This is a genomic window from Alkalihalobacterium chitinilyticum, from assembly GCF_029028005.1.
Taxonomy (GTDB): domain Bacteria; phylum Bacillota; class Bacilli; order Bacillales; family Bacillaceae_F; genus Alkalihalobacterium; species Alkalihalobacterium chitinilyticum.
The window spans coordinates 24,931-46,474 of record NZ_JAOTPO010000002.1 but is presented as its reverse complement, the minus strand read 5'-3'; the positions used below and the strand labels follow the sequence as shown (position 1 = coordinate 46,474).

20 protein-coding genes are annotated in these 21,544 nt (G+C 37.9%); 5 read left to right on the top strand and 15 right to left on the bottom strand.

What is annotated here, in order from left to right; translation table 11 throughout:
- Nucleotides 1-2: 2 nt before the first annotated feature.
- The 3 genes from icd to N7Z68_RS02965 all read right to left on the bottom strand — a co-directional run bounded on the left by icd (nt 3) and on the right by N7Z68_RS02965 (nt 3,203).
- Nucleotides 3-1,271: an NADP-dependent isocitrate dehydrogenase gene (gene icd, locus N7Z68_RS02975; protein WP_275116969.1), complete on the bottom strand. Its 1,269-nt coding sequence runs from the start codon at nt 1,269-1,271 to the stop codon at nt 3-5.
- 121 nt (nt 1,272-1,392) lie between these two features.
- Complete coding sequence (citZ, locus tag N7Z68_RS02970; RefSeq protein ID WP_275116968.1) at nt 1,393-2,508, bottom strand: citrate synthase; 1,116 nt, start codon at nt 2,506-2,508, stop codon at nt 1,393-1,395.
- A gap of 221 nt (nt 2,509-2,729) precedes the next feature.
- Nucleotides 2,730-3,203 (bottom strand): DUF441 domain-containing protein, encoded by a 474-nt coding sequence (locus N7Z68_RS02965; RefSeq protein WP_275116967.1) that lies wholly within the window; start codon nt 3,201-3,203, stop codon nt 2,730-2,732.
- 260 nt (nt 3,204-3,463) lie between these two features.
- Between N7Z68_RS02965 and ytvI the strand changes: the two genes are divergently transcribed.
- Nucleotides 3,464-4,579, top strand: coding sequence for a sporulation integral membrane protein YtvI (gene ytvI, locus N7Z68_RS02960; protein WP_275116966.1), 1,116 nt, complete (start codon nt 3,464-3,466; stop codon nt 4,577-4,579).
- A 282-nt stretch (nt 4,580-4,861) separates the two neighbouring features.
- Here ytvI and N7Z68_RS02955 read toward each other — a convergent pair whose 3' ends face one another.
- The 8 genes from N7Z68_RS02955 to dnaE all read right to left on the bottom strand — a co-directional run bounded on the left by N7Z68_RS02955 (nt 4,862) and on the right by dnaE (nt 15,695).
- Nucleotides 4,862-5,257 carry an FxsA family protein gene (locus N7Z68_RS02955; RefSeq protein ID WP_275116965.1) on the bottom strand — a complete coding sequence of 132 codons (396 nt, stop codon included), beginning with the start codon at nt 5,255-5,257 and terminating at the stop codon, nt 4,862-4,864.
- A 174-nt stretch (nt 5,258-5,431) separates the two neighbouring features.
- On the bottom strand, nt 5,432-7,186 hold the full coding sequence (pyk, locus tag N7Z68_RS02950) for a pyruvate kinase (RefSeq protein ID WP_275116964.1): 1,755 nt from the start codon (nt 7,184-7,186) through the stop codon (nt 5,432-5,434).
- 90 nt (nt 7,187-7,276) lie between these two features.
- Nucleotides 7,277-8,236, bottom strand: coding sequence for a 6-phosphofructokinase (gene pfkA / locus N7Z68_RS02945; RefSeq protein WP_275116963.1), 960 nt, complete (start codon nt 8,234-8,236; stop codon nt 7,277-7,279).
- A gap of 120 nt (nt 8,237-8,356) precedes the next feature.
- Complete coding sequence (gene accA, locus N7Z68_RS02940; RefSeq protein WP_275116962.1) at nt 8,357-9,331, bottom strand: acetyl-CoA carboxylase carboxyl transferase subunit alpha; 975 nt, start codon at nt 9,329-9,331, stop codon at nt 8,357-8,359.
- 17 nt (nt 9,332-9,348) lie between these two features.
- Nucleotides 9,349-10,191, bottom strand: a complete 843-nt coding sequence (gene accD, locus N7Z68_RS02935; RefSeq protein WP_275116961.1) for an acetyl-CoA carboxylase, carboxyltransferase subunit beta — start codon at nt 10,189-10,191, stop codon at nt 9,349-9,351.
- A 115-nt stretch (nt 10,192-10,306) separates the two neighbouring features.
- Nucleotides 10,307-10,972, bottom strand: a complete 666-nt coding sequence (locus tag N7Z68_RS02930) for a FadR/GntR family transcriptional regulator (protein WP_275116960.1) — start codon at nt 10,970-10,972, stop codon at nt 10,307-10,309.
- Between the two features lie 24 nt (nt 10,973-10,996).
- A complete protein-coding gene (gene ystJ, locus N7Z68_RS02925) occupies nt 10,997-12,229 on the bottom strand; it encodes an NADP-dependent malic enzyme (RefSeq protein WP_275116959.1) in 1,233 nt (410 codons plus the stop codon).
- Nucleotides 12,230-12,350: 121 nt separating this feature from the next.
- Nucleotides 12,351-15,695: a DNA polymerase III subunit alpha gene (gene dnaE / locus N7Z68_RS02920; protein ID WP_275116958.1), complete on the bottom strand. Its 3,345-nt coding sequence runs from the start codon at nt 15,693-15,695 to the stop codon at nt 12,351-12,353.
- Between the two features lie 242 nt (nt 15,696-15,937).
- Between dnaE and ytrH the strand changes: the two genes are divergently transcribed.
- From ytrH to N7Z68_RS02905, 3 genes are all read left to right on the top strand, one after another.
- The gene (gene ytrH, locus N7Z68_RS02915; protein ID WP_275116957.1) at nt 15,938-16,270 is read left to right on the top strand and encodes a sporulation membrane protein YtrH; all 333 of its coding nucleotides are present in this window, start codon (nt 15,938-15,940) and stop codon (nt 16,268-16,270) included.
- Nucleotides 16,267-16,770 carry a sporulation membrane protein YtrI gene (gene ytrI / locus N7Z68_RS02910; protein ID WP_275116956.1) on the top strand — a complete coding sequence of 168 codons (504 nt, stop codon included), beginning with the start codon at nt 16,267-16,269 and terminating at the stop codon, nt 16,768-16,770. Before ytrH ends, ytrI begins: the two co-directional genes overlap by 4 nt.
- 170 nt (nt 16,771-16,940) lie before the next feature.
- Nucleotides 16,941-17,150 (top strand): YtzJ family protein, encoded by a 210-nt coding sequence (locus N7Z68_RS02905; protein WP_275116955.1) that lies wholly within the window; start codon nt 16,941-16,943, stop codon nt 17,148-17,150.
- A gap of 223 nt (nt 17,151-17,373) precedes the next feature.
- On the opposite strand, the gene N7Z68_RS02900 is transcribed toward N7Z68_RS02905, so the two are convergent.
- Nucleotides 17,374-18,321, bottom strand: a complete 948-nt coding sequence (locus tag N7Z68_RS02900; protein WP_275116954.1) for a DHH family phosphoesterase — start codon at nt 18,319-18,321, stop codon at nt 17,374-17,376.
- A 103-nt stretch (nt 18,322-18,424) separates the two neighbouring features.
- On the opposite strand from N7Z68_RS02900, the gene N7Z68_RS02895 reads away from it, so the two are divergent.
- Nucleotides 18,425-18,724: a YtpI family protein gene (locus N7Z68_RS02895; protein WP_275116953.1), complete on the top strand. Its 300-nt coding sequence runs from the start codon at nt 18,425-18,427 to the stop codon at nt 18,722-18,724.
- A 131-nt stretch (nt 18,725-18,855) separates the two neighbouring features.
- Here the strand turns inward: N7Z68_RS02895 and N7Z68_RS02890 are convergent, their stop codons facing one another.
- From N7Z68_RS02890 to N7Z68_RS02880, 3 genes are all read right to left on the bottom strand, one after another.
- Complete coding sequence (locus N7Z68_RS02890; RefSeq protein WP_275116952.1) at nt 18,856-20,163, bottom strand: CBS domain-containing protein; 1,308 nt, start codon at nt 20,161-20,163, stop codon at nt 18,856-18,858.
- A 95-nt stretch (nt 20,164-20,258) separates the two neighbouring features.
- The gene (locus N7Z68_RS02885; protein ID WP_275116951.1) at nt 20,259-20,504 is read right to left on the bottom strand and encodes a hypothetical protein; all 246 of its coding nucleotides are present in this window, start codon (nt 20,502-20,504) and stop codon (nt 20,259-20,261) included.
- 294 nt (nt 20,505-20,798) lie between these two features.
- Complete coding sequence (locus N7Z68_RS02880) at nt 20,799-21,482, bottom strand: metal-dependent hydrolase (protein ID WP_275116950.1); 684 nt, start codon at nt 21,480-21,482, stop codon at nt 20,799-20,801.
- Nucleotides 21,483-21,544: the final 62 nt, after the last annotated feature.

Here is a 21,544-nt window from a genome sequence, read left to right as displayed (position 1 = left end):
TATTAAAGGTTTTTAATAAGTTCATTTGCAAATTCAGAACACTTAACTTCCGTTGCACCTTCCATTAGGCGTGCGAAGTCATATGTTACAACTTTACTTGCAATTGTTTTTTCCATTGAACCCATGATTAAATCAGCAGCTTCAGTCCATCCAAGGTGACGAAGCATTAATTCACCAGAAAGTAATACTGAAGATGGGTTAACTTTATCTAAACCTGCATATTTCGGAGCTGTACCGTGAGTAGCTTCAAAAATAGCATGACCAGTGTCATAGTTAATGTTTGCACCTGGTGCGATACCGATACCACCAACTTGTGCAGCTAATGCATCAGAAATGTAATCACCATTTAAGTTCATTGTTGCAACTACATCAAACTCAGCTGGACGAGTTAAAATTTGTTGTAAGAAGATATCAGCAATTGCATCTTTAATGATGATTTTGCCTTCAGCTTCTGCTTTTGCTTGTGCTTCATTTGCAGCGTCTTTACCATCACGCTCTACGATTGCATCGTATTGAGCCCAAGTAAATACTTTGTCTCCAAACTCTGCTTCAGCAAGCTCATAACCCCAGTTCTTAAATGCACCTTCAGTAAATTTCATGATGTTACCTTTATGAACTAGTGTAACGCTCTTACGTCCTTCAGTAATTGCATATTGAATAGCAGCACGTACTAGACGTGAAGTACCTTCTTGAGATACTGGCTTAATACCAATACCTGAAGTTTCTGGGAAACGGATTTTGTCAACACCTAATTCATTTTGTAAGAAGCTGATTAATTTCTTAACTTCTTCAGAACCAGATTGATACTCAATACCCGCATAAATATCTTCAGTATTTTCACGGAAGATCACCATATCAGTATCTTCAGGACGTTTTACTGGTGATGGAACACCTGTAAAGTAACGTACAGGACGTAAACAAGTGAATAGATCTAGTTCTTGACGAAGTGCAACGTTTAATGAACGGAATCCTCCACCAATTGGAGTAGTTAACGGTCCTTTAATCGCAATTATGTATTCACGTACAGCCTCAAGAGTCTCCTCTGGTAACCAGTTACCTGTTTCATTAAATGCTTTCTCACCAGCAAGGATTTCTTTCCACTCAATTTTCTTTTCACCGTTGTATGCTTTTTCAACTGCAGCATCTAATACTCTTGAAGCAGCTGCCCAAATATCTGGTCCAATTCCATCTCCCTCAATAAACGGAATGACTGGATTATTTGGTACTTCTAAAACCCCATTATTTACCTTAATTGCTTCTCCATTTGCCATAATCACAATTACCTCCCTAACTAAGATTAGTTAAAAGCACAGAAATCATTCTATGTTTTTAACAATTAAATATGTACAAGGAGGAGTTTCCTCCTCCTGACATTATACACTAATAATCTTATTAACGTTGGTCAATTGGAACGTAAACTTGTTTGTCTGGACCAACATATTCTGCACGTGGACGAATTAGACGGTTGTTGCTGTATTGTTCTAAGATATGAGCTAACCATCCTGAAGTACGACTCACTGCAAAGATTGGAGTGAACAAGTCATATTTAATTCCAAGACTATGGTATACGCTTGCTGAATAGAAATCAACATTTGGTAATAAACCTTTTTCACCAGTTACCATTTCGTCAATTTTAATTGACATTTCATACCATTTAGGCTCACCAGTAATAGCAGTTAATTTCTTAGACATTTCACGTAAGTGTTTTGCACGTGGGTCACCATTTTTGTATACACGGTGTCCAAAGCCCATAATTTTTTCTTTATTATCTAAAGCTCGGCGAATGTATGGCTCAACATTTTCTACTTCACCGATTTCATGTAACATTTTCATAACAGCTTCATTAGCGCCACCATGTAAAGGTCCTTTTAATGCACCAATTGCAGCTGTGACCCCAGAATACACATCAGATAAAGTAGCAACACAGACACGAGCAGTAAACGTTGACGCATTTAACTCGTGATCAGCGTGAAGCACTAGCGCTTTATCAAATGCATTTATCGCGATCTCATCTGGCTCTTCTCCTGTTAATGTATAAAGGAAATTTGCAGCAAATCCTAAATCTTTACGTGGAGTGATTGGATCCTTACCTTCACGAATACGAGAAAAAGCTGTTACAAGCGTTGGAATTTTTGCTTGTAAACGAATAGCTTTAAGGCGATTAGCTTGCTCGTCCATTACATCAGCTTGATCATCATACAATGCTAAGCTAGAAATCGCTGTACGAAGAGCTGCCATAGGATGAACGTCCTTATTTGGGTAAGCTTTCATAAAATCTAAAATTTCTTGAGGAATGTCAGCGTTGTCCGCTAAATCCTTCGTTAATTGATCAAGCTCATCTTGTTTCGGTAATCTACCGTTCCAAAGTAAATAAATTACTTCTTCAAATGTTGCGTTATCAGCTAGATCATCAATATCATATCCTTGATAAGTTAAAACGCTATCAATGATAGAACTCACACTGGAAGTTGTTGCTACAACTCCTTCAAGACCTTTTGTAGTACTCATTTCTCAACCTCTCCTTTTACCCTGTTATATTCATACAGATATTACACGAGGAAAAGTAAATGCTTACATTTCCATCTAAAAACTATGTAGGAAGGAAGTTTCAATCAACTTACATTATAAACATTTTTTAAGATTTTGTGAACGTTTAATCAACATATTCATCGCATATCATTAAAAGTTTTACTAATCTGAGTTTTCTGACAATAGTAAACGAGGCAAAATTAGCCCCCATTAGTTGTAAAAATTGATATAAGTTGAATAATTAAGTATGCGATTCCTGCGGCGATTAAAGGACCTACTGCAATACCTTTGAACAATACAACTGCCAAAATAGTGCCTAGTACTAACGCTGTTGTAATGTGCGGGTCGTCCTTCAGAAGATCGACTCCGCTCGCTGCAATTAACGCGACGGCTATACCAGAAAATAATGCAATCCATGCATACGACGATTTTAGTGATTCTGTAAGTTGCTTAAACCCTATTTCACCAGTTGCAATGGGTACTAAAACGGCAATCGTAAGTATTGTTACTCCCCAATTGATCCCTTTTGCTTGTATAAGCGGAAAGAGTTTGTCACCCAGCCCAGTCCACTTAAGTAATAGGAGTGCAACAACAGCTACTAGTAAAGACTGGTTTTTCCCTAACCAGCTAATGACTAGTAGAATCAGTAAAAACAATGATGATTGAGACAACAAATTAACTGTTCATCCTTCCTCCATAGACAATCCTCAAAACACATCATATCATAATTTCTCAATATTCGCTATGTTTCATAATAGAAGATTATTTTTTGCATCTATTATAGTACACAGCTTGATTTAATAATTTATATCGGAAAAATAAAAAAGCTATTCTTGTATCCTTACAATAAAAATGCATATATTTTCGCCACTCTCCTCATTTTTTTTACACCAGGTTCATATGATGTACAAGCAGAGCATTAGGGGGCGATTTTTTGAACAAAGAGCAATTATCTTTGGCTTTGCGTATTCTTTTTGTTATCTTTATTATCTTTCTTGTGTTTATTAGTTCGTATTATGTTACATCGGTAACCTACCCCTTTCTATTTGGATTTATACTAGCATTTATCATGAATCCACTCGTCAATTTTTTGGAATTTCGCTGGAAGCTGAACCGAGCAATAGCCGTCCTATTTTCACTTTTACTAATACTGATTATTTTTTCTGGACTTATCACTTTATTCATCGCAGAAATCATCTCTGGATCTAACCACTTAGCAAACGTTCTTCCTCATCATATAAATACATTAGTCCTTTATATGGAAGGATTTTTCTTTACGACACTACTTCCTATTTATGAACAAGTTATTCGTTCAATTAATGCGCTAGATACCGAACAGCAGTCGACGATCATGAATTATATCCAAACGTTCAGTTCAGAAATTGCAACAACTGCAGGAACAGCGGTTCAGAAAATTTTCAATGGATTATCAGAATTTCTTATTTCATTGCCAAATTTAGCAACTGTATTTATTTTTACTATCATGGCTACTTTTTTTATTAGTAAGGATTGGTATAAAATAACTCGTTTCATTCGTAGGACGTTACCTCATAAAGTGACCGAGAGTTCGATTAAGGTACTTAATGATTTAAAACAAGCTCTTTTCGGCTATATGGTGGGGCAACTTACACTAATTTCAATTACATTTGTATTCGTACTTTCCGGTTTGCTGTTTCTTAAAGTGGATTACCCGTTTACAATAGCTGTGGTCATTGCCATCGTTGATTTAATACCATACTTAGGAACTGGTCTTATCTTTATTCCGTGGATTATATATACCTTCTTTGCCGGGCAACTATCATTAACAATCGGTCTTTGTGTTCTTTATGGAGTTATATTAATACAGCGTCAATTATTAGAGCCAAAAGTTTTATCGAGTAGTATAGGGGTTGATCCTTTAGCGATGTTAATCGCTTTGTTTGTAGGGTTTCAATTATTTGGGTTTCTCGGATTAATGATTGGACCAGCCAGCTTAGTTTTTCTTAATACACTGTATAAAGCAAAAGTTTTTCATGACATCCGTGATTTTATTTTCCAGAAAAAGGTGTGATTGCTTCATATGAGTTTGTACCTCCTATTACTTAGAGAAGATCTAAAGTCATAGGTTAAATAACAGACATACAAAAAAGGTTGGGTTTCATAAATTTACCCCAACCTTTTCGTCTATAATGTATATAGAGTTCTTATAAACTTATAACACAAGGTTCGTCCTCCATCTGAAGACTATCTTACTTGCAATTCTGCCTTGCTTTTGTCCTTCATCCCCCCTACGAAGGAGAAGGACACTTCAGGTTGGAGTTCTATCTTGTTATGTCCCTCATGGAACCATAGATTACTTTCTTGAAATAAAAATAAAATTACCACTATTGATCATTCGTTGTGAGATCTTCATTAAGAAGGCTTTTGCTGTTGCACGAGTAAATGGAATTAATAAATAAAAACCAATAAAGTCGGTAATAAATCCTGGAGTGAGTAGAACAACTCCTCCAATTAAAATACATATTCCATCTAAGATTACGCCACTAGGTAACTGTCCCTGTTGCATTTGCAATTGCGCCAAACGCAGGGTTTGAAGCCCTTCTCGCTTAGCTAACCAAGCTCCTATTACTCCTGTTAACACAATAAGAAAAATAGTAGGCCATACACCTAAATAATTGCCGGATAATATTAATACTCCGATTTCTAACGCCGGAACAATGATAATTAATAATAATAACAATCGAAACATACTAAAACCTACTTTCTAACTACCTTAAAGTTTAGACTGGCAGGGTGAATTTAAGTATAAAAGATAAGACTTTGCCGTTCATACTGACTTTGAGTTTTTAACTAACCAACATTCATCCATAGTCTTGAAAGTAACGATAATCTAAAAAAAGAAGGGAGACCCCTTCTTTTCTAATTATAAAACACTAGCGTGTCCTCTGTAAATATCGCCTCTTGCGCTGTCGACTGTCACTTCTTCACCATCTTTAAATCGTTCAGAAGCTAATTCAACACCAACAATTACAGGCTTCCCTAAATTTAATCCAACAACGGCTGCATGAGAAGTTAAACCACCTTCTTCTGTAATAACTGCAGCTGCTTTCTCAAAGGCAGGGATCATATCTTTATCAGTACTTAGTGTAACTAGAACATCGCCAACATTTACTTTTTCGTTCGCTTCTTCAGCTGTTGATGCCACAACGACTTTTCCTGTAGCCGTTCTGCGGCCGATACCTTGTCCCTTTGCAACAACTTCACCAATTACGTGTACTTTCAGTAAGTTTGTCGTACCTGTTTCTCCAACCGGTACTCCTGCTGTAATAACGACTAAATCACCGTGTTTAACATAACCTGAATCCATAGCAGCTTGTACCGTAATATCAAGCATTTCATCTGTTGTTGAAGCTTCTCTTCCTAGTTGTGGTACAACTCCCCAAACTAGCGCTAAACGACGTAATACTTTTTCGCTGCTTGTTACTGCAATAACTGGTGCTTTTGGACGGTATTTCGCCGTTACTTTAGCTGTATATCCACTTTCAGTTGCAGTTAGGATTGCTGATGCATTTAAGTTATACGCTGTATGAGAAACCGACTGACTAATTGCACTTGTAATCGTTACTCGAGTATCTTTAATGCGTTTAGACAACATTTCTTTATAGTTTAATGCTTCTTCTGTGCGTTGTGCAATCGTGTGCATTGTTTGTACAGATTCAACCGGATAATCCCCAGCCGCCGTCTCTCCAGACAACATAATCGCATCTGTGCCGTCAAAAATAGCATTCGCTACATCACTTGCTTCTGCTCGAGTTGGACGAGGGTTACGTTGCATTGAGTCAAGCATTTGTGTTGCTGTAATAACAGGTTTAGCAACTGCATTACACTTTTTAATTAATTCTTTTTGGACAAGCGGTACTTCTTCGGCAGGAATTTCAACACCTAAGTCCCCACGAGCTACCATTAAGCCATCCGCGATTTGTAGGATTTCATCGATGTTATCAACACCTTCTTGGTTTTCGATCTTAGGAATAATATGGATATCTGATGCATTATACTTTTCTAACAGCTCTTTCATTTCTAAAACGTCAGATGCTCTTCTTACAAATGAAGCTGCTATAAAATCAACACCTTGCTCGACTCCAAATTTAATATCTTCAGCATCTTTTTCAGTAATTGCTGGTAAATTAACACTTACATTTGGTACATTAACACCTTTTTTATTTTTTAAAGTACCTGTATTTAGCACTTTTGTTCGAATATCATTTGTTCCTACTTCAATAACTTCTAACCCGATTAAGCCGTCATCTAACAAAATCTTAGATCCGGGATGAACGTCATGAATAAGACCAGGATATGTAATTGAAATTTTTGATGCGTTGCCAACTACTTCTTCCATGGAAATTACTAATTCTTGGCCTTGTTTAAGTTCAACTGATCCACCTTCAACCGTTTGTGTTCGAATTTCTGGCCCTTTTGTATCTAATAAGATTGCTACATTCTTTCCTGTAATCTCAGCAGCTTCACGGATATTTTTAATTCTAGCACCGTGCTCTTCGAAATCACCGTGAGAAAAGTTTAATCGCGCTACATTCATACCAGCTTCCATTAAAGAAACTAATTTTTCAACCGTTTCACTAGCAGGACCAATCGTACATACTATTTTTGTTTTACGCATGTTATAGTATTCCTCCCTATCTAATTGTTTAACTCTAATTGTTAACTATTCACAAGTTGTGTTTTATTCGGTTCAAGATACTAAATCGTTTTATATTGACAGTTCCTGCGAAAGTTTATACATTTCATTATCAATACTATGTTTTACTTGTAGAATTTCATTTATGTCGTGATGAACAAGTTTATTGTTCTCGATCCCTACCGTTCTTCCAGCTTGACCTTCAAGTAACAACTCTACAGCTTTTGCCCCTAGGCGACTTGCTAGTACACGGTCAGCTGCAGTTGGGGAACCACCGCGTTGAATATGTCCTAATACTGTCACACGTGTTTCTAAGCTCGTTTCCTCTTGAATTTTTTTACCGATTTCAATTCCGCTTCCTACACCTTCGGCGACAATAATAATACTATGCTTTTTACCACGCTGATGACCTCTTTTTAGACGACTTACAATTTGCTCCATTTCATAAGGAGCTTCAGGAATGATAATTGATTCTGCACCGCCTGATAGTCCAGCGCACAATGCTAAATCACCTGCATCTCGCCCCATTACTTCTACAACGTATGTTCGTTCATGAGAGGTTGCTGTATCACGAATTTTATCGATCGCATCAATAATTGTATTCAATGCTGTATCAAAGCCAATCGTGAAGTCCGTACCTGGAATGTCATTATCAATCGTACCTGGTACCCCTATAGTAGGAAATCCATGTTCCGTTAATTTTTGTGCCCCGCGGTACGAACCGTCACCACCGATAACGACTAATCCTTCAATACCAAATTTATTTAACTGCTCAATTGCTTTTTTCTGACCGGCTTCTGTTTTAAATTCTTCACAGCGTGCTGTATGTAACATCGTTCCTCCACGATGAATAATATCACCAACGGATCCAATTTCTAACTTTTTAATTTCTCCTGTAATTAGACCGGAATAACCACCATAAATACCGTACACTTCTAACCCATGAAAAATTGCCTTACGGACAACTGCACGTATGGCAGCATTCATTCCTGGCGAATCGCCACCACTAGTTAACACACCAATTTTTTTCATTTCATTTTCCTCCTTACGTGTGTATCTGCATTATTCAATCTACCATGTTGAAATAAGGAAAACAATAGCTCTATTTTTAAAAGAAAAGTGCTTTCTATTGTTGATAGAAAGCACTTTTCCTTATCTTATGCCAATGGTATCGTTTACAAACGTATATTGCCCAATATTTTTGTATTTTTTATGTCGATCCTCAACAAGCTCTTCTGGAGAAAGAGACGACATTTCATTTAATGCCTTTTGGATGATATTGTCAATCAGTTTTGCTTGTTCCTTCACATCACGGTGAGCCCCGCCCCTGACTTCAGGAATAATATCATCAATAACCCCTAACTCTTTTAAATCCGGCGCCGTAATTTTCATCGTATCTGCTGCACGTTGGGCTTGACCTGCATCTTTCCAAAGTAAAGCAGCTGCACCTTCAGGAGAAATAACTGAAAACCAAGTATTTTCTAACATATAGATTCGGTTCCCTACCCCAATTGCTAGAGCACCGCCACTTGCTCCTTCACCGATGACAACACAAATAATAGGAACGGCAAACCCTGACATTTCCAGTAAATTACGAGCAATGGCTTCACTTTGCCCTCTCTCTTCAGCTGACATTCCAGGATATGCTCCTTTTGTATCTAAGAAACAAATAATCGGTCGTCCGAATTTATTGGCTTGTTTCATTAATCGTAAAGCTTTTCGAAACCCTTCAGGATGAGGCATACCAAAGTTTCTGCGAATATTTTCTTTCGTATCTTTACCACGCTGGTGTCCAATAATCGTTACTGGATTTCCTTTATACTTGGCAATTCCACCGACAATTGCTGCATCATCGCCATATAAGCGGTCTCCATGCATTTCAATAAAGTCAGTGAATAGGTTATCAATATAGTCTAGTGTAGTCGGCCTGTCACCCAGACGGGCAATTTGTACACGTTCCCAAGGTTTCAAATTTCCGTAGATCTCCGTTTCTAATTGTTCAAGTCTAGATTCTAGCTTTACAATTTCAGCGGAAAGGTCAATATCCTTTTCTTGTGTAAAGGATTTAAGTTCTTTAATTTTCTCTTTTAATTCTACAATCGGTTTTTCAAAACTTAACTCAGACATTTATTCCACCTCCTGACTTATTGATGCATTGAAATAACTTTTACAAGTGTGTCTTTCATGTCCTGACGATGAACAACTCTATCAAGTTGCCCATGCTTTAATAGAAATTCAGCCGTTTGAAAATCTTCAGGAAGCTCTTGACGAATAGTTTGTTCAATGATTCTTCGACCTGCAAAGCCAATTAAAGCTTTTGGTTCTGCAAAGTTATAATCACCAAGAGAGGCAAAACTAGCAGAAACTCCCCCTGTAGTAGGGTGGGTCATAATTGATATAAATAAGCCGCCTTGTTTATCTAGCTTCTGAAGTGCAGAGCTTGTTTTTGCCATTTGCATCAAGCTTAATACACCTTCTTGCATTCTCGCTCCACCTGAAGCAGAAAATAGGATAAATGGTTCTTTTCTATCAATCGCTTGTTCAATCGCACGTGTAATCTTTTCACCGACGACAGAACCCATACTTCCCATGCGGAAGCGTGCATCCATGACTCCAATCACCGCAGGATACCCGTCCATTTCCCCGCGTCCAGTCACAACAGCTTCATTTAGTTCTGTTTTCTTCCGGTCCTGCTCTAACTTTTCTTCATATGTAGGAAAGTTTAATGGGTCCTTCGCTATCATATCTTTATCAAACTCTTCAAAAGTTCCTGCATCGACTAAACTGTCAATTCTCTCATAGGAAGTCATTCTATGGTGATGTCCGCAAGAAGAGCAGACAAATAAGTTCTTCTTTAATTCTTTTGTGTACATGATCGTTCGGCACACTGGACATTTGGTCATTAACCCTTCTGGCACCTCTTGTTTGGCACGCTCAGATGGGATCGTTGCATACTTTTTCTTTTTTGAAAAAAAGTCTCTTAACACAATGACACCTCTCTCTAACTAGAGATAATTTTTCTATCAAAATTTTACATTATCATATCATACTAATTTCTTTAATCGCAATAAACGGCCTGATGAATCGTTCGTGAAAAAACGATTAAAATCGACTGTTTTCCAAGTGTTTTTCTAAAGCTTTGACAGCGTCTTCTTCGTTCTTTCTCGACAATGCTTCAATTATTTCTTCGTGTTCAGCAATTGATGCATCAGGTCTTCCTTCACGAGCCAGTGATTCCCGAATAGACACTTTGTTATACTCTACTAACGGCATCCATAAATTTAACATGAGAACGTTATGACAAGCTTCTACAATTGTTTTATGGAATAAGTAGTCTTCTTCAACAGGAAAATCACCATGACTCCATTCATTTTTTGATTTCTCAATCAGTTCTTTTAATCTAACAAGTTGCTCATCTGTAATACGTTGGCATGCTAAGCGTAAAGCTTCAACTTCAACGATCTTCCTTGTCTCAGCCAAATCTTCTCTAGCACTATCATCATTTAATATAAAAGATAAGATAATTTCTACTAATCGATGACTTCCTACTTTTTTAATAAACGTTCCTTCTCCTCGACGCGTTTCAATCAGCTCTAGTAATTCAAGTGCACGAAAAGCTTCTCTTACAGAAGAACGTCCCACCTGAAGACGCTCACTTAACTCACGCTCAGATGGGAGGCGGTCTCCGCTTTTTAATTGGTCGTTTCGAATAATTTGATTTAGTTGTTTAATGATCTCTATATACACTTTCGGATGGTCGTTAGCCACTAGACTCACATCCTTTTTCTTAAACTATTCAATAACCGCAAGTTTTCTCGTTTTTTCTGCAACTTGTTCTGGGTCGACCTTCTTCCGTGCTACCCCTGTTTCCATTGCTGCTTTCGCTACAGCTGCAGCTACAGCCGGTGCTACTCTCGGATCAAATGGGGCTGGAATGACATAATCTTCATTTAACTCTTCATCACTAACTAAGCTTGCAATCGCTTCTACTGCAGCTACTTTCATTTCTTCGTTTATGTGAGTTGCACGAACATCTAAAGCACCACGGAAAATACCCGGGAACGCTAAAACATTATTCACTTGGTTTGGAAAGTCTGAACGGCCTGTACCAATTACTTTTGCTCCAGCGGCTTTTGCTTCTTCTGGCATAATTTCTGGAACTGGGTTGGCCATGGCAAAAATGGTAGGCTCATCATTCATACTTTCAATCATTTCTTTCGTAAGTGCACCTGCTACGGATACACCGATAAATACGTCAGTTCCTTTAATCACATCTTCTAAGCTGCCTTCTTTTTGTTCACGGTTTGTAAATTTAGCGACTTCAGCTTTCACGTCATTCATACCGTATGGACGGCCTTCATAAATTGCACCTTTTGAGTCACACATAATGATGTCGCGGACACCCATGCTATGCATTAATTTAATAATGGCAATTCCAGCTGCCCCTGCACCATTGGCTACTACTTTTATCTGGGCCATTTTCTTCCCTGATAGTTTTAATGCGTTGATTAAACCGGCTAATGTAACAATTGCTGTTCCATGCTGGTCATCATGAAATATTGGAATGTTTGTCTCTCTCTTTAAACGTTCTTCAATAACGAAACAATTAGGTGCTGCAATATCTTCTAGGTTGACCCCGCCAAATGTCGGTTCAAGAAGCTTAACCGTTTCGATAATTTTCTCTACATCATTCGTCTTTAAGCAGATTGGAAACGCATCTACTCCAGCAAAAGACTTAAATAAAACCGCTTTTCCTTCCATTACAGGTAATGCGGCTTCCGGACCGATATTTCCTAATCCTAAAACGGCTGTACCATCTGAAACAACAGCAACCATATTACCTTTCATCGTGTATTCATAAACGTTTTCCACGTTATCAAAAATTTCTTTACACGGTTCAGCTACTCCAGGGGAATAAGCAAGACTTAAATCTTCCGCATTTCGAACGGCGACCTTTGATTTTGACTCTAACTTTCCTTGATTTATTCGATGCATATGTAGGGCTTCTTCTCTGAGTGTCGACATGTGCATTCTCTCCCTTCTCTCTCTACCTATTGGCAATCCAGTAAAATTTTCAATGTTTTTACTGGTCTGACCACTAACAAACTGACTACATTATACCAGAACCAATAAACCGTTACACTACTTATTCGCTTTTTATAACAACATTTTTTGTACCTAAAATTTCCTGTAGCTGTCCAATCGCATCACCTGTACTAGTAATCGAATACTGGTCGGCTAAAATCACTTTTTTATTTGTTTTCTCGTAAAAAAGAATGACTTGCGCTTCTCCTTGATTAGTTAAGAGAATATTTTTCACCTTTTCCAAGACTGCCTTATTCTCATACTTCTCTTGGATACGCAGAAAAATTCTTGTTTGTTTCGGTTTTTCTTTTAACTCTGTTATTAAAGCTAGGTGTTGTCCAATAAATGATCTTCTTTCTTGTCTTTCTTCTACTAACACCTCGACAAGAATTAATTCTTTTTCTTTCATAATTTGTTTATAGTGTTTCCAAACTTGAGGGAATATAACGATTTCTGCTTCACCTTCTTCATCTTGAAGGCGAATAAATCCCATTTCTTCCCCTTTCTTCGTTTTTACTATTCTTACACTTTGCAAAAAGCCTGCCAAAATATGCTTCGTTCCCTTTTCTTTCACTATGATTTGTCTGCTCGTTATTCGATTATAGGATTTCAACACCTTACTGTAAATTTCGATTGGATGACCTGAAAGATACATCCCTGTCATCTCTTTTTCAAAGCGGAGAAGTTCTTCTTCGCTAAACGGCGGAACCGAATAATAATGAGGTGGATCGAGTTGCATAGAAAATAATTGTCCATCCGTCGTTTGATTTTTCCTTATTTCGTCTCCGTACTCCATCGCATCATCTAATGTTGCTAGTAGTTGTGCGCGGTGATAGCCAAATTCATCAAAGCAGCCAGCAACAATTAAAGCCTCCAACGCTCGTTTCGTAACAATACGGGTGTCTACTCGGGCACAAAAATCAAATAAGTCTTTGAACTCTTTTCTCATCCTTTGCTTAACGATTTCTAACGCAGCTTTTTCTCCAACGTGCCTAATCGGTGCAAATCCAAAGCGAATCCCCTGTTCTTCTAAAGAAAAAGGATAAAAACTATAATTAATATGAGGTGGTGAAATAGTAATTCCATGATTTTTGGCTTCTGCGATATATTGGCTAAGCTTTTCTTGATGAAAAATAACACTCGAAAACAAAGCAGCATAAAACGGTTTAGGGAAATTAGCTTTTAAATAAGCCAACTGATAGGCAATCATACTATAGGCCACCGCATGACTGCGGTTAAATCCATAATTAGCAAATCGAACAATCATGTTATAGACGTCGTTCGCACTCGCTTCTTCATATCCTTGTTCTTTTGCTCCACTTACGAAATGAAACCTTTGTTCTTCTAAAACTTCCCGCTTTTTCTTACTTACCGCCCTTCTTAATAAATCCGCTTCTCCTAGAGAGAAACCTGCCATCGTTGCGGCAATCTGCATAATTTGCTCCTGATAAACGATTACTCCGTACGTTGGCTTTAAGATAGGTTCTAAGTCAGGGTGCGGATAAGTCACTTTACGCTTTTGATGTTTACCATCAATATACGTCCCGATAAATTCCATTGGACCCGGACGATAAAGGGCATTAACAGCGACGATATCTTCAAATTCAGTAGGCTGGAGTTGTTGTAAAACTCTTCGCATGCCTTGAGACTCTAGCTGGAATATTCCCGTCGTTTCTCCTCGAGACAGAAGCTCAAACGTCTTTCGATCATCTAAAGGCAATGCATCTAACTCTATGTGTACACCTGTACTTCTATGAATGGCATAAACAATTTGTTCTAAAAGCGTTAAATTTCTAAGACCGAGAAAATCCATTTTTAATAAGCCAATTTCCTCTAAAATATCCATTGGATATTGGGTTAATGATGCCCTGTCTTCCTCAATTAGGAGCGGGACATGATCCGTCAGTGGCGTTGAACTCATCACTACACCTGCAGCATGAGTTGATGTGTGGCGAGGTAAACCTTCAACTAATAATGCAGCATCGTATAATTTTTGGGCTTCAGGTGTATCTTCCAATACCGACTGTAATCTCTTATTGTCTGTTAATGCGTGTTCGAGCTTGATTCCAGGTGTATTAGGTAGTAGTTTAGCGACTTTATCAACGACTCTTGTATCGACACCCAGCACCCGGCCGACATCACGAATTGCAGCCCTAGCAGCCAATGTCCCGAACGTAATAATTTGCGCTACATGTTTTTCGCCATATTTTTGCCGGACATATTCGATGACTTCATCGCGACGATGATCCGGAAAATCGATATCAATATCAGGCATCGTTACTCGTTCCGGATTTAAAAACCGTTCAAATAAAAGTCCGTATTGAATAGGATCAATCTTTGTAATATCTAAAAGGTAAGCGACCAATGAACCAGCAGCTGACCCACGGCCTGGACCTGTAATCATTCCTTCTTCTCTAGCAAACTTCATAAAATCCCAAACGATTAAGAAATAATCACTAAAGCCCATCTTTGAGATGACTTGAAGTTCGTATCTTAATCTTTCTCTTATTGGTTCTGTCACCTCTTGATATTTAAGTCTGAGCTGGTTATGGCAAATATCAGACAAGTAATGATCGCTCGTATCGTTTGAACTTAACGGGAACTTTGGAAGATGGATATTTCCTAGGTTAAGTGAAAGTGAACAGCGCTCAGCTATTTTTAATGTATTGGATAGAAAACTCGGATACTTCTTGAAAAGCTGTTCCATTTCTTCTTGTGATTTCAAATAATATTGTTCATGTCGACTTTCTTCCTCCAGCCATTGTCCATTTCGAATACTATTAACAATTTGAAAACCTAATAGCTGATCTTGATTTGTAAAATAGACATGGTTAGAAGCGACGACCTCAATTTTTAATGAGTGAGCAAGTTGAACCAGCTTATTCATCGTGACTAAGTCTTCCCGCTGGTGAATTTGCAGTTCAATATACAAATCATCTAAATTCATCTGGGACGTTAACTTAGAGATATAACTTTGAACTTGTTCGTAATGATTCGAATGAATCGCATCTAGTACCAACCCGCCTTCATAACCAATAACGATAATTACATCATCACTAAACTTAAGGACCGTTTCCAAGTCTACTAGAGCTGTATCGGATTGATTCGCTATGGTGGAAAGAGAAATCAATTGTCGATACCCTGCTTCATTTTTGGCATATAACAAGAAAGGAAAGACATTTTTTCCCCCGTCATTCGTTACTTTCAATTCTAATCCTATGATTGGTTTAATCCCTTCTTCAAGACAAGCCTTATAAAAAGGAATTACACCAAAAAGAACATTCTCGTCAGTAATCGCAAGTGCTGTAAAACCAATTTCTTTAGCACGGTGAACCACTTCACGGATACGGCAAGTTCCTTTTAATAAACTGTACTCAGTATGTAAATGCAGATGTACAAAACTCATCTGTTTTCTCTCCCTTTTATATAGGATGTTTCCATTCGTATGCCTTTGTCTCTTTTACTAACAGCATCATCTTTTGGATCATCCACTTACTGTATGGCAATCAATTATTATTTTCTTCTTCTATTCTCCATTTTTATTATACTACGCATAAACACAAAGGAAAAAACAAGCATATTATTCGTTCAGACGAGCTATACATGTAAAGAGGAAATTAACTAGTATAGATAAAGGAGAGGTTCTTTATGGACCGAAATTTTGCTGCTACTCTCGTCGTTGACTTCTTTGTCGCTTTCGGTGTAATCATTGGAGGAGCAATCATTGGAGGTATAAGTGCTTTTTTAATTGGGGAACCACCGTTACAAAAAATTAGTGAACTAGCTGCAAGCTTAAAGATTTGGGCGATTGTTGCCGCCATTGGTGGAACTTTTGATGCGTTTACGAGTTTAGAGCGAGGATTGTTTCAAGGTACACACGATGATATTTTTAAAACGCTATTCATGATTTTTGCTGCCTTGTGCGGTGCTCAAGCAGGAACAACAATTATTCACTGGCTGACTCAGAGTAGTGCTTCATGAGAGTCCCTCCTTATTATAAAAGACCGGGCTGGCAGCGCTTTTTTGCAGGTGTGATAATCGGTATGATTATCGGCTGGGTGTTCTTTGTTTATGAATTCGGCACTATAAATGAAACATTAGTAAGTGAAATTAAAAAGCAGCAAATTACAATTGAAAATTTAAACAAAGACATTGAAACGTTACGGAGTGTAGAAAAAAAGCTGAATGAGGAAAATGAAAAAAGGCTGACGATCCAAGAGCTAGAAATGTACTTTACTAATGAAAAACAAGTAAAGTTGAGCGAGTTGACATTATATGAGCTTAAACAAAAAGGATTAAATGAACTTCGCTTTCTCAAAGGAAAAGATATCGCTACGGTTGCCTCAACAAATGAACTGATGATCAAAACGCTAGAAAATACTGTATTTCAAATTGGTGATGGTCGGTACAAACTAAAAGTTGACCAAGTCTACTTATACACAACCTTGAAGCTGTATGTGAAGATTGAGCGGGTGCTTTGATTATTTTCAACTGCGCACCGTTCGTTTATAGCCATATTTAATCGCATGTTTTAACGATTTGCAAAAAATACTTTCAAAACACTCTCATTTCCGAGCTTTTTCCGTTATAATATATTTAGCATATTTGTCTCATCGTACAAATTACTCCAATGCCTAGGAGGTGCTTTACCATGGATGTTACGGGAAAAGAAATGGTGATTAACCGAAAAGAAATGGCTTTAAAGAAAGTTGAAAAGTTGAAAGCTGGCTATTCTGCTTTCGCAGAATCTAAAGAAGTAACCGAAATGATAAAAAAACAACTTGCTAAAGAAGGTATTGATGTTTACGAAGACGTTACTGAAATGGGTTCATGGTTTATTCCAGCCAACAAAAAAGATTAATTTCAAGGAGAGGCTATCCTAAAGTATCACTGACTGGTGAATTTTTTGGATAGCCTCTCTTCTATTAGGAAGCGTTTTGCTCTCGTGTTATGCTTGATCCTGTTTCAACTTCCGTGTGATTTCTTAGTGTGCTCGCACTCGCACCTTAATCCCGCTTTAGATCGTGATTATTCCAGTTAAAGGGAAAAATAAACTCTATATCTTCGCTTATCAAACATAAATTCTATTGATAGCTTCTACAAGCTTCATGTAAATCTGCAACAATGCTCTTCGTCTCTTCCCAATCTTTTGCTTTTGCTCCGGACGCCATTGGGTGACCACCCCCGCGATACTTTTGTGCTATTTGATTAATATGCGGGCCTTTAGATCGTAAGCGCACCCGTATATCCTCACTATCTTCATCTTCTACAAAAAACACCCAAGCTTTCAGACCTTCCACGTCACTGAAGCAGTTTACTAGTTGCGAGGATTCATTAGCGGTAACATTAAATTGTTTAAGAATGTCTGATGTAAGGTTCATGACACCCAGACCGTATTCATTCACTTCAAAATGCTGAAAAATGTACCCTTCTAGCCGCGTCATTTTTAAATCCTTCTTATAAAATTGCGAATAAAATTCACTTTGATCAATGTTAAACTTCAACAGCTCACCCGTGTACTGATGGGTTTTCGTCGTTGTATTGGGATATCGGAATCGTCCTGTATCCCCGACCAGTCCAGCGTATAATACGAGAGCTCCCTTATCTGAGAGGCTAAAGCCTCTTTTCTTACCTTCCAAGTATAAGTCGACAATCATTTCACTAACTGAACTTGCTTCAGTATCCACCCAAACGATATCGCCATAAGGGTCCTCATTTGGATGGTGATCGATCTTTATAAGAAAGTCGCCTTTACTATAACGCTGGTCGCTAATTCTCTCTGTGTTCGCCGTATCACATACAATAACGAGAGCTCCTTCATATGTAGAGTCTGTAATTTCATCCATTGTGGAAAGAAAACGTAATGATGGTTCTTCTTCACCGACAACATAAACTTTTTTCATCGAATAGGTAGATTTAATCAACTCTGCTAAACCGGATTGTGAGCCGATCGCATCCGGATCTGGGCGTTCATGGCGATGAATGATAATCGTTTCGTATTCCTCGATCTTATTTAAAATTGTTTCAATCACTTGTCATTCTCCTTTGATAACTAGATTTCTTAGACTTTTCACGATAAAATATGTAATGTGCTTGTCCACTCATGGACGCAAAGCTTAAGGAGGTCCTTACTACATGACACAATCATTGCTTATATTAATTGTTATCTCGCTCGCATTCTTTATTTATTTTAAAATAAAGTTCTGGCGCACGTCAGCTGAAATTGAGAAAAAGTGGCAACAAACTCGAGCGAATATTGCACTAGGTTCATTTCTCATTTTCTTCGGTCTTAATCTACTTGTGTTTCCTAGAAGTACAGTAGATATTATTATTGGTATTATCTTTGCTTTATTAGGTGCTGCTAATGCGTACTTTGGATTGCAGAACTATAAACATTATCTTCCCCAAGTCATTGAAGAGCGAAAAGCAAAATAAGAAAAAAAGAGGCTGACTCATTACCTGCCCGGCCCTCAACTATCCTATATAATTACTTGTACTTTTCGTACGTTCTGTAACTATATATTCATAAGAGGAGCGTAGACACTTGGAGTCTGCCTCTTTTTCTTTTAGTCAAGAAGCTGTGCCATCATTAAGGCTTTCCCGACAATTTCACCATTATGATAAAGCTCTACATCAATTTTTCCATTCTTCCTTCCGATTTCAAGCACTTTCGGATGAATATCAATGGTCGTATCAATTTGAACGGGTTTAATAAAGTAAAGGGTTACGTTTTCAACGACAAGATCGCCCTTTTTATATTTTCGTAAAGCTCTACTGCCTGCTTCTGTCACAATCGTTGTAACAACTCCATATGATAACGTTCCAAGATGGTTTGTCATTTGAGGTGTCACTTCACATTGAAACAATAAATAGTCTGAAGTCGAATGATCCGAAAAACGACTTGTCACAACGTCCTCAATCGTTTCTCCCACATGGGGCTGACGTTGAATCATTTGAAGGGCTTTTAGAACATCCTGACGACTAATAACCCCCATCAATTTTCGTTGTTGATCGACTACAGGAAGCTGCTCGATAGCTTCCCATACCATTACGTGAGCTACTGAAGCGACGGATGTTCGTTCATTCACCGTTATTGGGTTTTTCGTCATCACTTTCTCAATAGGCGTTAACCGGTTTACCCCTAAAACATCTTTAGACGTGACCATCCCTTGAACTCTAAACCCCTCGTCTACTACAGGATAACGGCTATGGCCTGTTTTTTGATTGAGCTCATGCCATTTCTCAACTGAATTATTTATCGTCATATAGTATGTATCTTGTAATGGGATTAAAATATCATCAACAAGAACAATTTCCTTTTTAATCAGCTGATCATAAATGGCGCGATTAATCATTGTTGCTACCGTGAATGTATCATAGCTTGTAGAAATAATCGGAAGCTCTAACTCATCTGCCAATTTAATAACTTCATCACTTGTATCAAAGCCGCCTGTAATTAATACAGCAGCTCCAGCCTCTAAAGCGATTTTATGAACTTGGTATCTGTTTCCTACAATTAATAAGTTGCCCGGGTCTACATAACGCATCATCGCATCAAGTTTCATTGCACCGATTACAAAGCGATTTAATGTTTTGTATAGACCTTGTCGTCCACCTAGAACCGACCCATCTACAATATTGACGACTTCAGCAAACGTTAGCTTTTCAATATTTTCTTTCTTTTTCTTTTCAATTCGTATCGTCCCGACGCGTTCAATCGTCGAAACAAATCCTTGATTTTCAGCTTCTTTAATGGCGCGATAGGCTGTTCCTTCACTGACATTAAGTGCTTTTGCAATTTGACGAACTGATATTTTTTCACCGATTCCTAGATCATTAATATATTGCAATATTTGTTCGTGTTTCGTTGCCATATCCCCTCACCACACTTTCTTATAAACTGTATCTATTAAAATTTTCTAAACTGTATTAGTTCTATTATAACTGTTTGGGGATAGGCACTTCAAGACTACCTGCTATATCTTCTTAGTTTATTTCCTTCCTTTCTAGTATCTTCCGTCAATACTGGTGCTTTTCTTCTTTCCTTACCATAAAGAAGTCCTACTAGATTTCCGCCGACAACAATTAATGCAAAAAGGAGCCAGGCAATCGCAAAAATTCCTCCTAAACCGGGATCACCTAATGGAATACGAGGAACAGCAAAATAAATAAGGGCAAATGCGAGTAGTAGACATAGTAACAGCCTTTGTTTCATTTCGTTTCATCCTTTCAAATAACTTATTGTAAGCTAATTTTCGGAGTACTTATAATCGATTGACAGAAAATTAAAGTTGTCCTACTTTATTCTATGAATTTACTTTTAAAAAAGAAGCATAACTTGCCAATTGTCTTTGCCTATTTGTTTGACTACCGTTTTTTTTTTCGTTTCTCCTTTTTCGGGTCTTGGTTCATAGATAGAGTAGAGCCTTTGAGATCTTCAGGAAACAAAAAAGGAATAAATGTGGCAAAATAAAAAGGACAACGTCACTGTTGTCCTTTTTCCTGACACTTATAATTCAAAGCCTTCTCCAGCTTCTAAAACTTTTCCAACACCTTCAGGCAGTTTTTCTGCAAATTGGTTTCCGTCTTGCTCAATAACAGGGAATGTATTGAAATGAATCGGAACAACCTGCTTCGCTTGGAGCCATTTTGCGGCTATAACTGCATCTTCCGGTCCCATTGTAAAGTTATCCCCGATTGGCAGGAAAGCTACATCGATCGTATTCAGTTCACCGATCATTTTCATGTCTGAGAATAACGCCGTATCCCCTGCATGGTAGATCGTCTTACCTTCAGCTGTAAACAGAATACCACTTGGCATACCTGTATAGATAATTTCATTTTCTTCTTCTTTCACATAGGCCGATCCGTGAAACGCTTGTGTTAACTTCACTTTTCCAAACTCAAACGTATGAGAACCACCAATATGCATCGGGTGGACATTCACGCCTTGCCAGCCTAAATACGTTGCTAATTCAAAAGGTGCCACAACTAATGCATGATTACGCTTTGCCAGTTCAATAGTATCTCCTACGTGATCGTTATGACCATGAGTTAGTAAAATAACATCTACTTTTACGTCATCTGCCTTTAAATCAGTTTGTCCATTACCTGAAATGAACGGGTCTATAATAATAGACGTACCATTCGTTTCAATCATAACAACAGAATGACCATGATAAGAAATCTTCATTATCTTCAGCTCCTTTTTCATATCTACTCTAATGAATACGAGGTGATAAGATTATTTCCTGC

Bases quoted from the DNA above. Each gene is read 5' to 3' on its own strand.
- icd (WP_275116969.1), bottom strand. From the start codon at position 1,271: ATGGCAAATGGAGAAGCAATTAAGGTAAATAATGGGGTTTTAGAAGTA.
- citZ (WP_275116968.1), bottom strand. From the start codon at position 2,508: ATGAGTACTACAAAAGGTCTTGAAGGAGTTGTAGCAACAACTTCCAGT.
- N7Z68_RS02955 (WP_275116965.1), bottom strand. From the start codon at position 5,257: ATGTTTCGATTGTTATTATTATTAATTATCATTGTTCCGGCGTTAGAA.
- pyk (WP_275116964.1), bottom strand. From the start codon at position 7,186: ATGCGTAAAACAAAAATAGTATGTACGATTGGTCCTGCTAGTGAAACG.
- pfkA (WP_275116963.1), bottom strand. From the start codon at position 8,236: ATGAAAAAAATTGGTGTGTTAACTAGTGGTGGCGATTCGCCAGGAATG.
- accA (WP_275116962.1), bottom strand. From the start codon at position 9,331: ATGTCTGAGTTAAGTTTTGAAAAACCGATTGTAGAATTAAAAGAGAAA.
- ystJ (WP_275116959.1), bottom strand. From the start codon at position 12,229: ATGTCGACACTCAGAGAAGAAGCCCTACATATGCATCGAATAAATCAA.
- dnaE (WP_275116958.1), bottom strand. From the start codon at position 15,695: ATGAGTTTTGTACATCTGCATTTACATACTGAGTACAGTTTATTAAAA.
- ytrH (WP_275116957.1), top strand. From the start codon at position 15,938: ATGGACCGAAATTTTGCTGCTACTCTCGTCGTTGACTTCTTTGTCGCT.
- ytrI (WP_275116956.1), top strand. From the start codon at position 16,267: ATGAGAGTCCCTCCTTATTATAAAAGACCGGGCTGGCAGCGCTTTTTT.
- N7Z68_RS02905 (WP_275116955.1), top strand. From the start codon at position 16,941: ATGGATGTTACGGGAAAAGAAATGGTGATTAACCGAAAAGAAATGGCT.
- N7Z68_RS02895 (WP_275116953.1), top strand. From the start codon at position 18,425: ATGACACAATCATTGCTTATATTAATTGTTATCTCGCTCGCATTCTTT.
- N7Z68_RS02890 (WP_275116952.1), bottom strand. From the start codon at position 20,163: ATGGCAACGAAACACGAACAAATATTGCAATATATTAATGATCTAGGA.
- N7Z68_RS02885 (WP_275116951.1), bottom strand. From the start codon at position 20,504: ATGAAACAAAGGCTGTTACTATGTCTACTACTCGCATTTGCCCTTATT.
- N7Z68_RS02880 (WP_275116950.1), bottom strand. From the start codon at position 21,482: ATGAAGATTTCTTATCATGGTCATTCTGTTGTTATGATTGAAACGAAT.